Here is a 13,126-nt window from a genome sequence, read left to right as displayed (position 1 = left end):
TGCGCGGGCGGGGGCTGACGTCACCGCGCAAGGCTACGACCGCAGCGCGACGGCCCCGCACCCGGCTGGGTGCGAGGCCGTCGTCGTGCGCGGCGGTGCGGAGCTCAGCCCTTGACCGAGCCGGCCAGCAGACCGCGGACGAAGTAGCGCTGGAGGAACAGGAACACCAGCATCGGGACGATCATCGAGACGAACGCACCCGCCGAGAGCAGGAACCAGTCGCCGCCGCGCGAGCCGACGAGCTCGGCGATCCGGACGGTCAGCGGCCGCACGTTCGGCAGGCCGCTCGCGAAGGTCAGCGCGACGAGCAGGTCGTTCCAGACCCAGAGGAACTGGAAGATCGCGAACGACGCGATCGCCGGCACGAGCAGCGGGAGCAGCACGCGGAAGAAGATCTTCACGTGGCCCGCGCCGTCGACGCGCGCGGCCTCGACGAGCGACGGCGGGATGTCCTTCATGAAGTTGTGCAGCAGGAAGATCGCGAGGGGCAGCGCGAACATCGTGTGCGACAGCCACACCGACCAGAAGGTGCCGTTGATGCCGAGGTCGACGTAGGTCGTCAGCAGCGGGATGAGCGTCACCTGGATCGGCACGATCTGCAGCGCGAAGATCGCGACGAAGAGGAAGTTGCGGCCCTTGAAGTCGATCCACGCGAACCCGTACGCCGCGAGCAGCGCGATGCTGATCGGGATGACGACCGCCGGCAGCGTGATGACGATCGTGTTGATGAGGTCGGTCCACAGGCTCTGTGAGCCGCCGAAGAGCGCCTGCTCGTAGTTCGCCGTCGTGAAGCTCGGGTTGCTGAAGATCGTCCACCAGCCCGTCGACCGGATGTCGATCTCCGGGCGGAACGACGTGACGAGCAGACCGATGGTCGGCGTCGTCCACAGCAGCGCGATGACGACCGCGATGAGCGAGGCCCACGGCGAGCTGAGCTTCTTCGTCGCGATGCTCGCGCGGCGCTGGAGCCCGTTGCGACGGCCCGAGCCGGCACCCTCCGGTGCCGTCTCGCCCGGCTCGCGCGCCGCGACGCCCTGCGGGGGGAGGGGCGTGGTGGTCATCGGATCTCCTCGGCGAGTCGCATCTGGCGGATGTTGTAGACGACCAGCGGGATCACGAGCACGAAGAGGATCACCGCGAGCGCCGCACCGAGGCCCTGCTCGTTGATGCGGAAGCTCTGCGTGTAGAACTCGTTCGCGATGACGGACGTCTGGTAGTTGCCACCGGTCATCGTGCGGACGATGTCGAAGACCTTGAGCGTGCCCATCGCGATGGTCGTCAGGACGACGACGAGCGCGGGCCGGATGCTCGGCACGGTGATGTAGCGGAACATGCGCGCACCCGAGAGGCCGTCGAGGCGTGCCGCCTCGACGATGTCGTCGGGGATCGCCTTGATCGCGGCCGAGAGGACCGTCATCGCGAAGCCGGTCTGGATCCAGACCATGACCGCGATGAGGAAGAAGGTGTTGGTCGGCGGGTTGAGCGTGAACTGCTGGCTGTCGAGCCCGAGCAGCACGAGCAGCTGGTTGAGCAGACCGATCTGCGGCCGCTCGGCCGGCCGGAACTCGTAGACGAACCGCCAGATGATCGACGCGCCGACCATCGAGATCGCCATGGGCAGGAAGATCAGCGTCTTGGCCAGCCGCTCGAACCGCGTGCGGTCGACGAGGACGGCGTAGACGAGGCCGATGAACGTCGAGACGATCGGCACGAGGATGACCCACAGCGCGGTGTTGCGGAGCACGACCTGGAACTGGGGGTTCGTGAACGCGGTGATGTAGTTGTCGATCCCGACGAACTCGGTGCCGTTCCGGTTCTGCGTCGACGTGATCATCGTCTGGATCGCGGGGTACACGAGACCGAAGAGCACCGCGAGGATCGCGGGACCGACGAACCCGGCGGTGACCGCCCAGCGCGGGACCCGCTTGGGCTTGTCGACCGCGAACAGGATGCCGCCCATGACGAGCACGAACAGCAGGATCACGACGACCATGAGCGTGAGCTTGTGCGGCGTCGTCGTCGCGTTCGTCAGGAAGTCGCCGATCTCACCGAAGAGCCAGCTGAAGTATTCCCTGAGGTAGTCCATGTGCACTCCTGGGCAAGGGCGCCCTGCGCCTGGTGGGGGCCGATCGGGTGACGCGCATCACACGCTACGACCTGGGTGACACGGAGCGGCAGGGGCTCGCTGGTGGTGCGAGCCCCTGCCGGTGTCCGTACGTCCGGGCTAGCGCCCGATCAGCTCGCGGGCCAGGACGCCTCGATCGCGTCCGCGACCTCCTGGCTGCTCTTGTCGAGAGCGAAGAAGTTGACCATCTCGGTCCAGAACGTGCCCGCACCCACGGCACCCGGCATGAGGTCCGAGGCGTCGAAGCGGATCACGGCGTCGGGCGACGCGAGGATCGTGGACGAGAGCTTGTCGAAGTCCGTCGCCAGGTTCTCGACGTCCAGGCCGCTGTTCGCGGAGACCCAGCCACCGGCCTCGGTCATCTTGGCCTTCTCGTTGGCCCAGTGGTCCGACGAGAGGTAGGTCTGGAAGGCCTGCACCTCGGGACGGTCGTCGAACGCGGCGACGAACTCGCCACCACCGAGGACGGGCTGCGTGCCCTCGGTCATCGACGGGAGGTAGAACGCGAAGACGTCGCCGTCCTCGGCCACCTCGGTGCCCTCGGGCCACTGGTTCTGGTAGAAGTTCGCGGCGCGGTGCATCCAGCACTCACCCTCGAGGATCGGGAAGCCACCGTCGGTCCACGGGGTCGTGGCGATCGTGGTGACGTCGCCGAAGCCGGCGTTCACGTAGTCCGGGTTCTTGAGGATCCCGGCGACCTCGTCGAGCGCCTCGACGATCTGCGGGTCGTTGAACGGGATCTCGTGCGAGACCCACTGGTCGTAGACGTCCTCGCCCGCGGAGCGCAGGACGACGTCCTCGACGAAGTCCGTGGCCGGCCAGCCGGTCGCGTCACCGGACTCGATGCCCGCGCACCAGGGCTTGCCGCCGTCGGCGACGATCTGGTCGGACAGGGCGATCATGTCGTCCCACGTCTCGGGGATCTCGTAGCCCGCGTCCGCGAACATCTGCGGCGAGTACCAGACGAACGACTTCATGTTCGCGCCGAGCGGTGCGGCGTAGAACTCGCCGTCGACCGTGCCGTACTCCTTCCACGACGGGGCGAAGAACTCGTCGACGTTGGCCTCGGTCTCGTCCGGCGCGGGGACCATGGCGTCCGGGTTGTCGCGGACGATCGTCTGGAGGAGGCCCGGCTGCGGGATGTAGGCGATGTCGGGCGCGTTGCCGGCCTGGATGCGGACGAGCAGCTGCGCCTCGAACTCGCGCGAGCCCTCGTACTGGATGGTGGCGCCGGTGCACTGCTCGAAGAGGTCGTACGACTCCTCCTGGTCGACCGACTCCGGCTCGACGATGGAGGTGTAGACCGAGACGGTCGTGCCGCCCAGGTCCCCGTACTGCTCGAACGGCTCGCACTCCTCGGAGCCCGCGGCCTCGCCGCCGCCGCCGCCCTCGGTGCCCTCGTCGTCGCCGGGCATGCAGGCCGTGAGCGCGAGCACCAGCCCGAGCCCGCCCGCGACCGCCGCACTGCGGCGCCTGCTGTTGATGCGCATTCCTGCGTCCTCCACCTCGATGTGTCCTTCGCACCACCGGACGCGCGCACTCCGCGCCGGTGCGGTCAGGGAGTATGCAAGCGCTTTCATCCGGCCCCGCGCAAGCGACTTGGGGCCTCGGTGCGGCCTCGAACGCGTAACGATTCCGTCACACACCCGGGCGGGGGTGCGTTCGCGCAGGTCAAGGCCAAGATCCGACGCGCGCCACGGTTCGCGCCCGCGAGCCGTGGGAGCGCTCCCGCTCACCCGTTGGGACGCGTCACGGCGCGCCGGGCCAGCCCTGGCCGACGCGAGCGGGTCGGCCCCCGGGTCAGCCGCCGCCGGCGCCCGCGGGTCAGCCCGTGGATCAGCCCGCGCGCCGCACGACACTGGGCCGCCCGCGCGGCGGCGGTGCGGTCGACGCGCGCACGACCAGCCGGGTCGGGTACACGACCTCCTGCGGCGGCGCGCAGCCCGCGATCATGTCCAGCACGATGCGCGCCCCGGCCGCACCCTGCTCCCCCGCCGCCTGCGCCATCGTCGTGAGGCCGATGATCTCGCCCATGTCGTGCCCGTCGACGCCCATGACCGACACGTCCTCGGGCATCCGCAGACCGCGGTCGCGCAGCGCGAGGATCGCGCCCATGGCCATCTCGTCGGACGCCGCGAACACCGCAGTCAGGTCGGGCACCTGGTCGAGCAGCCGGTGCATCGAGGCGCGGCCGCCCGGTGTGTCGAAGTGCCCGTGGACCTCGAGCTCGGGGGACGCCTCGATGCCCGCCTCGCCCAGTGCCTGCCGCCACCCCGCGGCGCGGTCGACGGGCGGCGACCACGGCGACACGTCGTCGGGCGCACCCGTGATGTGACCGATGCGGCGGTGCCCGAGGCCGATGAGGTGGTTCGTCGCCGTGAGGGCCGTCTGCCGGTCGTCGAGGCGCACCGTCACCATGCCGAAGCCGCCCCAGCCGATGCACACCATCGGGTGACCGAGCCGCTGGAGCACCTCGACCTCGTCGGGCTCGAGCGGCAGCCCGACGACGAGGATGCCGTCGACCCGGCGCCGCAGGACGCTCGGGTCGACGCGCGGCCGCCCCGCCTGCCGGTCCACCTCGAACGTGTACAGCAGCACGTCGAAGCCCTGCGCGCGCAGCGCGCGCTCGGCGCCCTCGATGACGTTCGAGAAGAACCAGCGGTTGATCCAGGGGCTGATCAGGCCGATCGTGCGCGTGCGCCCCGAGGCGAGGCTCGCGGCCGACGGCGACGCGACGTAGCCGAGCTCCTCGGCGACGGACCGGACGCGGTCACGCGTCGCCGCGTGGACGTTGGGCAGGCCTCGCAGCGCCCGCGACACGGTCGCCGTCGACACGCCGGCGGCGCGGGCCACGTCCTCGATGCCTGCGGCCATGGCGGGGATTGTCCTCCTGATCGGGTCACCGGGTCCACCGGCAGGGCGCCCGCGGCGCGCGCGCGGTCGTCGTCCGGCGCGCCCGGGCCGCACCGTCACCCGGTCGGAGCACCGCCGAGCAGGTCGTGCAGGACGGCGAGCGCGCCGCCCTCCTCCCACGTGCCGGTCACCTCGTCGGCCGCGGCGCGCGTGACCTCGTCGGCGTGACCCATCGCGACGCCGCGCGCCGCCCAGCGCAGCATCTCGACGTCGTTGCGCCCGTCGCCCACCGCGACGGTCCGCTCGGGCGCGACGCCGAGCTGCTCGCGGACCGCCTCGAGCGCGGTCGCCTTGGACACGCCCTGCGGGCTGAGGTCGAGCCACGCCGTCCACCCGACGGCGTACGAGACCTCGTGCAGGCCGATCCGCTCGACCATCGCGTGGAAGTCGGCGTCGGTGTGCTCGGGGCTGCGGATCACGACGCGCGTCGCTGGGACGGCGCACAGCCGCTCGAACTCGACGAGGGTCACCTCGCCGTCCATCTCGCCGGGCGGGAACTCGCCGCTGACGAAGAACCCTCGACCGACGTCCTCGACCGCGAACAGCGCCTCGGGCAGCTCCTCGCGCACGAGCCGCAGCGCGGGTCCGGGGTCGAACGTGACCATGTCCGTGATCCGGAAACCGGCGTCCGCGGCCCGGTCGAGCTCGACGCGCACCGCACCGTTCGACGTCACCGCGGGACCGACGTCGAGACCGAGCGCGTGCGCGATCGGCAGCATCGAGTGCGCCGAGCGGCCCGTCGAGACCACGACGTGGTCACCCGCCGCGCGCAGCGCGCCGACCGCCTCGGCGATCCCGTCGCCGAGGTCGCCCGACCAGTCGAGCAGCGTCCCGTCGAGGTCGAGCGCGACCAGCCGGGGTGCAGCCGCCACCGGCCCCGCCACCGTCACGCGCGCGCCGTCGTGGGGCTCAGGACCTCGAGCCCGCCGAGGTAGGGCCGCAGGCCCTCCGGGACGCGCACCGAGCCGTCCTCGAGCTGGTGGTTCTCGAGGATCGCGACGATCCAGCGGGTCGTCGCGAGGGTGCCGTTGAGCGTCGCGACCGCCCGCGTCTGACCCGCGGGCGTGCGCTCGCGCACCCCGAGCCGACGCGCCTGGAACGTCGTGCAGTTGGACGTCGAGGTCAGCTCGAGCCACCGCTGCTGGCTCGGCAGCCACGCCTCGCAGTCGAGCTTGCGCGCGGCGCTCGAGCCGAGGTCGCCCGCGGCGACGTCGATCACGCGGTACGGGACGCCCGCGAGCGCGAGCATCTCCTCCTCGAACGCGAGCAGCCGCTCGTGCTCGGCCTCGGCGTCCTCGACGGTCGTCCAGCTGAACATCTCGACCTTGTGGAACTGGTGCACGCGGATGATGCCGCGCGTGTCCCGGCCGTGCGAGCCCGCCTCGCGGCGGTAGCACGCCGACCAGCCCGCGTACCGGCGGGGCCCGGCCGACAGGTCGAGGATCTCGTCCGCGTGGTAGCCCGCGAGCGCGACCTCCGACGTGCCGACGAGGTAGAGGTCGTCGGCCTCGAGGCGGTAGACCTCCTCCGCGTGCGCGCCGAGGAACCCGGTGCCGCGCATGATCTCGGGCCGCACGAGGGTCGGCGTGATCATCGGCGTGAACCCCGCGGCGACCGCGCGGTCCATCGCCGCGGTGAGCAGCGCGAGCTCGAGCCGCGCCCCGACGCCCGTGAGGAAGTAGAACCGTGCGCCCGAGACCTTCGCACCGCGCTCGGTGTCGATCGCGCCGAGCAGCTCGCCGAGCTCGAGGTGGTCCCGCACGCGGAAGCCCTCGCCGTACTCGGCGGCCAGGTCGCGCGGCTCGCCGACGTGCCGCAGGACGACGTAGTCGTCCTCGCCGCCCGCGGGCACGCCGTCGACGACGACGTTGCCGATCCGCATCGCGACGTCGTCGAGCTCGGCGCCCGCCGCGTCGGCGTCGGCCTGGGCCGCCTTGACCTGCTCGGCGAGCTCCTTGGCGCGTGCGAGGAGCGCGGCCTTCTCGTCGCCCTGCGCCGACGCGACCTGCTTGCCGAGGCCCTTCTGCTCGGCGCGCAGCTGCTCGAACGCCGTGAGCGACGACCTGCGCCGCTCGTCGAGCGCGAGCGCGCGGTCGACGAGCGACGGGTCCTCCCCGCGCAGGCCCTGGCTGGCACGGACGACGTCGGGGGTCTCGCGGAGGATGCGCAGGTCGATCACCCTCCGAGGGTAACGACCGTCGCGGTCCCGGGTGTGCGGCGGCCCGGCCACCCCTACGGTGTCGCCATGACGTGGGTGGGCTGGCTGGCCGTGGCGGCGACCGTGATCGCGCTCGTGGCGCTCGTGCTGGTGCTGCGCACCCGGCAGGCGATGCGGGGGCACGGCCTGTCGCCGTCGCCGCGCGCCGCCGAGGCGGGTGCCGAGGGCACCGCGTCGACCGACGAGACACCCGCGGCGCACACGCTCGTCGCGTTCGTCGCGAACCCCACCAAGCCCGGGGTGCCCGAGCTGCGCGACGCCGCGGTGCAGGCGTGCGCCGCGCGCTACCTCCCCGAGCCGATGTGGTTCGACACCACGGCGGAGGACCCGGGCATCGGTCAGGCGCGCGAGGCGATCGAGAAGGGTGCGCAGCTCGTCGTCGCGGTCGGCGGGGACGGGACGGTCCGCGCCGTGGCCGAGGGGCTCTCGGGCACGGGCGTCGCGATGGGGCTCCTGCCCCAGGGCACGGGGAACCTCCTCGCCCGCAACCTCGACATCCCGCTGACGGACGTCGAGGAGATGCTCCGGATCGCGCTGACCGGTGACGACCTCGCGATCGACGTCGGCTGGCTCACGGTCGTCCGCGACGAGTCCGACGTGCGCGACGACATCGCGGAGGCGGACCCCGAGGCCGTCGCGCCCGAGGAGACGCCCGCGGACACGGCCGAGCCCGCGCGCGACCACATCTTCCTCGTCATGGCAGGCCTCGGCTTCGACGCCGCCGTCATGGGCGACACCGACGAGGACCTCAAGGCGAAGGTCGGCTGGTTCGCGTACTTCCTCGCGGGCGCCAAGCACCTGCGCGGGCGCCGCATGCGGGTCGCGATGTCGGTCGATGGCGAGCCGTGGCGCGCCGCGCGACTGCGCAGCATCGTCTTCGGCAACGTCGGCCGGCTCCCGGGCGGCATCACGCTCATCCCCGGCGCTGAGGCGAACGACGGCGTCCTGCACGTCGGCGCGCTCGACGCGCGCGGCGGGATCCTCGGCTGGCTCCAGCTGTTCAGCGAGGTGAGCATGCAGCGGTTCGGCTTCCGGACCGAGCTGCCCAACCGGATCGGCCGGATCGACCACGTCAACGCGCGCGAGGTGCGCGTGCGCTCACGCGACCCGCAGCCCGTGCAGGTCGACGGCGACACGATCGGCGAGGCGCTCGAGGTCGCGGCCAAGATCCAGGAGCGCGCCCTCGTCGTGCGGGTGCCCGTGGGGGACGACGACTGAGTCGTCTCGCCGGACCGGTGACCCCGGTCGGTGGCCGGTCCCCTCAGTGCGCGCGGCCCTCGCGCAGCGCCTCGACCCACGTGCGTGCCGCGGCGAAGTCGGCGTCGAAGGTCCCCGGCCGGACGTCGCCGTGCGGGCGGTCGACCCGGGGGTACGAGCCGAGGAACCGCACGTGCGGGCACACGCGGTGCAGGCCCATGAGGGCCTCGGCCATGCGCTCGTCGTCGACGTGGCCCTCGGCGTCGATCGAGAACGAGTAGCGACCCAGCGAGTCGCCGATTGGCCGTGACTCGATGCGCGAGAGGTTGACCCCGCGCGTCGCGAACTGCTCGAGCATCTCCAGCAGCGCACCGGCCTGGTTGCTCGGCAGGTGCACCACGAGCGTGGTCTTGTCGGACCCCGTGCGCGGCGGGACCGGCCCCGGACGGCCGACGAGGACGAACCGCGTGACGGCGTGGTGGTTGTCGGCGACGCCCTCGGCGAGCGGCACGAGGCCGTACGGCCCGACGGCGGGCGGTGGCACGAGCGCGGCGTCGAACCCGGGGTGCCGCTCCCCCGACGCGAACGTCGCCGCGGGGGCGGTGTTCGACGTCGCGGGGACGTGCTCGGCACCCGGGACGTGCTCCGCGAGCCAGCGGCGGCACTGCGCCCACGCGTGCGGGTGGGCCGCGACGCGACGCACCGACCCGATCGTCGTCCCGGGTCGGGCGGCGAGCACGAACGAGACCGGCACGATCATCTCGCGCTGGAGCACGAGCGGGTCGCCCGTGGCGAGCGTGTCGAGCACCGCGGTCACGGAGCCCTCGACGGAGTTCTCGATCGCGACGACGGCGTGGTCCGCCCGGTCCGCCCGCACGGCCTCGATCGCGGACACGACGTCGACCTGCGGGAGGTACTCGGCGTCGTCGGGCGACGCGACCTGGCGCAGCGCCGCCTCGGTGAACGTCCCGGCGGGGCCCAGGTAGGCGTAGCGCGGTCGACCGTCGTGCCCTGTACCCGTCATCTGCCCGTCATCCGCCCGCCGTGTGCCCGTCGTTCCGCCGTCGTGCCCGCTGGTGCCGCGTCGTGCCCTGCCGTGCCCTGCCGTGCCCGCTGGTGCCCGCTGGTGCCCGCTGGTGCCCGCTGGTGCCCGCCGTGCCCCGCCGTCCGTCCTGCCGGCGCACCGGCGGAGCCGGGCCGAGCGTAGTCCGCACGTAGGCTGATGCGGTGCCCCGTCCCACCCCCGCCGCACGTCGGCGGCGCCTGCGCCGCGCCGTGGCCGCGGTCACGGCGGTGGCGATGCTCGCGACGGCGCTCGCGGGTGCGGTGCTCGCGTTCGCACCCCCGGCACGGGCCGCGACCGACGACACGACCGGTCCCGCGGGTGCCGCCGGTGCCGACAGGGTCGTGCTCGTGGGGACCGCCGGCCTGCGCTGGGACGACGTCCACACGCTCTCGACGCCCGCCCTGTGGGAGCTGTCGCGCAGCGGCTCCATCGGCACGGTCGCGGCGCGCAGCGTGCGCTCGTCCGCGTGCCCCGCGGACGGCTGGCTCGCGGTGTCGGCGGGTGCTCGTGCCGCGGACCTGCCCGGCGAGCGCTACGGCGAGTGCCGCGCGCTGAGGTCGCCGTCGGTCGACGCGCCCGTGCCCGGCTGGTCCGACTACGTCGAGGCCGCGTCGCGGTCGCGGTTCGACGCGACCCTCGGTCTGCTCGGGACGCTCCTGCGCTCGGAGCAGGTCCCGGCCGCGGGGTTCGGTCCGGGTGCCGCGATCGCGCTCGCCGACGGCGACGGGACGGTCGTCGGCACGCACCAGGCGCTCCCCCGCGACCCGGGGGCGATCACCGAGGCCGTCGAGGTGGCGCTCGACGACGCGCGCCTCGTCGTCGTCGACGCCGGGGCCGTGCGCGACATCGGGCGCGCGACCGTCCCGCGCCCGGAGGACGAACCCGAGCAGCCCGACGACGACGCGCCGGTCGAGCCGCAGCCGACGGGCGAGGAGCCCGAGGGCCCCCAGGTCATCACCGAGCCGACGCGCGCGCAGCAGGTCCAGCCCGTCGACGCGCGGATCGCCGCGGTGCTGGAGGCGGTCGACGACTGGGACGGCGGGGACGTGACGGTCCTGGTCGTGTCGCTCGCGGACTCGGGGACGGTCGCGCGCATGCAGCTCGCGGCCGCGGCCGGGCCGGCGCCGGACGGCGAGCGCTACGTCGAGTCGCTGCTCGGCACGCGCTCGACGCGGCAGCCGGGCTACCTCCAGGCCACCGACGTCACGCCGACGCTCCTCGCGCTCCTCGGGCTGTCCGGCGAGGCTCCCGCGGGTGCGCTCGTCGGGAGCCCGGTGCGGCCCGTGCCGGGACCGGGCAGCGCGATCGAGCGACTGGCCGCCGTCGTCGACGTCGACCGGCACCAGGTCGCGGCCGATCCGGTGATCCCGCGCACCTACACGTGGCTCATCGTCGTCAACCTGCTCCTGCAGGCCGTCGTCGTCGTCGGGCTGAACGGGCGCGTCATCGCGGTGACCGGTGCGCTCGCGCACCGCGTGCGCGACGCCGCCGCACGCCGCCGGTCCGCGCACGTCCCGACCGGGCGCGCCCCGCACGCGGCGAACCCGATGGCCGCGGTGCCGGTGCTGCGGGGGCTGCTCGTCGCGGGTGTCGCGGTGGGCTCGTTCCCCGTCGCGACGACGCTCGCGAACCTCGTCCCGTGGTGGCGCGTGACCTCGTCGGGCTGGGCGGTCGTCGGGGCGATCGGCCTCGGTGTCGCGGTCCTGTCGACCCTCGCGCTGCTTCCGCCGGTGCGTCGCGCGGTCCTCGGCCCGATGGGCGTCGTCGCGGGGGCCACGGCGCTCGTGCTCGCGGTCGACGTCGCGACCGGGGCGCGCCTCCAGCTGTCCGCGCCGCTCGGTGTCGAGCCGGTCGTCGGCGCGCGCTTCTACGGCTTCAACAACACGTCGTTCGCGCTGTTCGCGTCGGCGTCGCTGCTCGTCGCCGCGGCCGTGGCCGACCCCCTGGTGCGTGCGGGCCGACGGCGGCGCGCCGCGGTGGTCGTCGCGGTGATCGGCGTCGTCGCGACGGTGCTCAACGGGACGCCCGGGCTCGGCAGCGACTTCGGCGGACCGCCCGCCCTTGTCCCCGGCTTCGCGATCCTCGCACTGCTCGCGGCCGGGATCCGGTTGTCGTGGAGGCGGATCCTCCTGGTGGGCGGCGGCGCGGGGATAGTCGTGCTCGCGTTCCTCCTGGCCGACTGGCTGCGACCGCCCGAGGACCGGACCCACCTGGGACGGTTCGTCGACACCGTGCTCGACGGGGGGCTCGGTGCCGTCGTCGGGCGCAAGCTCTCCCAGAACGTCGCCAACCTGGGCGGGACCTGGCTGACGCTCCTCGCGATCGGCGGCATCGCGCTCGTCGTCACGGTGCTCGCGCAGCCCCTGCGCCGCGCGGCCGCGGCGACCGACGGCGGCGCGTACGGCTGGCTGTCCTCGGGCGAGCCGCTGACCAACCTCGGCACGGCCGCACCGATGCTGCGGCCCGCGGTGCTCGCGCTCGCGGTGACGCTCGGGATCGGCTTCCTCGTCAACGACTCGGGCATCGTGATCCCCGCGATGGGGGTCTCGGTCGCGGTGCCGCTGCTGGTCGCGGTCAGCGCGGGGTGGCTGCTGCGCGTGCGCGCCGAGCGCGACGCCCTGGAAGGCCGGACCGACCAGCGGCGTGGGACGCGCCAGGGCGCGACGACGGGCTGAGGGGCGGCGGGCCGGACGCCGGCTCGGGGGCCTGGGTTGCGGGCCGGAGGGTGGCGGGCCGGAGGCCCGACGGGCTCAGCGCCCGCGGCCGACCGCGCGACGCATGCGGCGCGCGTTGACGGCGAGCAGCACGTCGCGGTACTGCGCGGCGCGGTGCAGCTGACCCCTGAGGTCGGTGCCCGACGGGCGGTGCCGCAGGTCGCACGGCACCTCGACCGCGACGAACCCCTTGGTCAGCAGGTCGATCGTCATGCCGGTCTCCACGCCCCAGCCCCGGGCGAGCGGCGTCGCGGCCTCGAAGGCCTCGCGCGTCAGGCAGCGCATCCCCGACAGCGGCTGCGTCGGCGTCCACCCCGTCATCGACTGGATGGACCGGCGCGCGAGCCCGACGACGATGCCGCGGCCACCCGCGCCGGGCTGCGGCGGCAGGAGCGCGATCGACACGTCGGCCGACCCCTCGAGCACGGGCGGCACGAGCGGTGCCGTGTTGACCGCGGACTCGGCGAGGTCCCCGTCGATGAACAGCAGCAGGCGCGGCTTGCGGTCCGGCGCGTCCCGCATCGCGACGACGGCGGCGCCGGTCTCCATCGCGGCGGCCTTGCCGCGGTTGTGCGAGTGGCGCACGACGACGGCTCCCGCGTCGCGCGCGACGTGCTGCGTCGCGTCCTCGCTGCCGTCGTCGACGACGAGGACGAGGTCGACGTTCGGGATCGCGCGTGCGGCCCGGACCGTCGCCGCGATCCGCCGTGCCTCGTTCTTCGCGGGGATGACGACGGCGACCCGCTGGGCGTCGCGACGGGTGGTGGCCACGGCCACACCCTAACGATGGTTCGGGACGGCGTCATCGCGACGCCACGTCCTGGTCAATCGTCGGCAATCCCGGGACGACGCTCGTCCCGGGCACCGTCGTGCCGGATCCCGCGGTGCCGGAT

General features: G+C 73.5%; 10 protein-coding genes. 2 read left to right on the top strand and 8 right to left on the bottom strand.

Annotation, left to right across the window (positions count from 1 at the left end; genetic code table 11):
• Positions 1-104 precede the first annotated feature (104 nt).
• The 6 genes from IEV86_RS07430 to serS form a co-directional block, all read right to left on the bottom strand.
• Positions 105-1,061 (bottom strand): carbohydrate ABC transporter permease, encoded by a 957-nt coding sequence (locus IEV86_RS07430; protein ID WP_043606497.1) that lies wholly within the window; start codon positions 1,059-1,061, stop codon positions 105-107.
• On the bottom strand, positions 1,058-2,086 hold the full coding sequence (locus tag IEV86_RS07425; protein ID WP_438501603.1) for a carbohydrate ABC transporter permease: 1,029 nt from the start codon (positions 2,084-2,086) through the stop codon (positions 1,058-1,060). Before IEV86_RS07425 ends, IEV86_RS07430 begins: the two co-directional genes overlap by 4 nt.
• Positions 2,087-2,235: 149 nt before the next feature.
• The gene (locus IEV86_RS07420; RefSeq protein ID WP_043606499.1) at positions 2,236-3,615 is read right to left on the bottom strand and encodes an ABC transporter substrate-binding protein; all 1,380 of its coding nucleotides are present in this window, start codon (positions 3,613-3,615) and stop codon (positions 2,236-2,238) included.
• A gap of 346 nt (positions 3,616-3,961) precedes the next feature.
• Positions 3,962-4,999 carry a LacI family DNA-binding transcriptional regulator gene (locus IEV86_RS07415; protein ID WP_043606502.1) on the bottom strand — a complete coding sequence of 346 codons (1,038 nt, stop codon included), beginning with the start codon at positions 4,997-4,999 and terminating at the stop codon, positions 3,962-3,964.
• Positions 5,000-5,094: 95 nt separating this feature from the next.
• Complete coding sequence (locus IEV86_RS07410) at positions 5,095-5,910, bottom strand: HAD family hydrolase (RefSeq protein WP_202595162.1); 816 nt, start codon at positions 5,908-5,910, stop codon at positions 5,095-5,097.
• A gap of 14 nt (positions 5,911-5,924) precedes the next feature.
• Positions 5,925-7,217, bottom strand: coding sequence for a serine--tRNA ligase (gene serS, locus IEV86_RS07405; protein WP_043606507.1), 1,293 nt, complete (start codon positions 7,215-7,217; stop codon positions 5,925-5,927).
• A gap of 66 nt (positions 7,218-7,283) precedes the next feature.
• On the opposite strand from serS, the gene IEV86_RS07400 reads away from it, so the two are divergent.
• Positions 7,284-8,474, top strand: a complete 1,191-nt coding sequence (locus IEV86_RS07400) for a diacylglycerol/lipid kinase family protein (RefSeq protein ID WP_043606533.1) — start codon at positions 7,284-7,286, stop codon at positions 8,472-8,474.
• A 43-nt stretch (positions 8,475-8,517) separates the two neighbouring features.
• On the opposite strand, the gene pheA is transcribed toward IEV86_RS07400, so the two are convergent.
• Positions 8,518-9,477, bottom strand: a complete 960-nt coding sequence (pheA, locus tag IEV86_RS07395; protein ID WP_043606514.1) for a prephenate dehydratase — start codon at positions 9,475-9,477, stop codon at positions 8,518-8,520.
• 203 nt (positions 9,478-9,680) lie between these two features.
• Here pheA and IEV86_RS07390 point away from each other — a divergent pair, with 203 nt between their 5' ends.
• Positions 9,681-12,194, top strand: a complete 2,514-nt coding sequence (locus tag IEV86_RS07390; protein WP_152605645.1) for a DUF2339 domain-containing protein — start codon at positions 9,681-9,683, stop codon at positions 12,192-12,194.
• Between the two features lie 75 nt (positions 12,195-12,269).
• Here the strand turns inward: IEV86_RS07390 and IEV86_RS07385 are convergent, their stop codons facing one another.
• Positions 12,270-13,004, bottom strand: coding sequence for a glycosyltransferase family 2 protein (locus IEV86_RS07385; RefSeq protein ID WP_043606540.1), 735 nt, complete (start codon positions 13,002-13,004; stop codon positions 12,270-12,272).
• Positions 13,005-13,126 lie beyond the last annotated feature (122 nt).

Origin of the sequence: Cellulomonas carbonis, assembly GCF_014636275.1 — a bacterium.
Classification (GTDB): Bacteria; Actinomycetota; Actinomycetes; order Actinomycetales; family Cellulomonadaceae; genus Actinotalea; species Actinotalea carbonis.
Note: the sequence above shows the minus strand (reverse complement) of the source record. Positions and strands in the feature narration are given on the sequence as shown.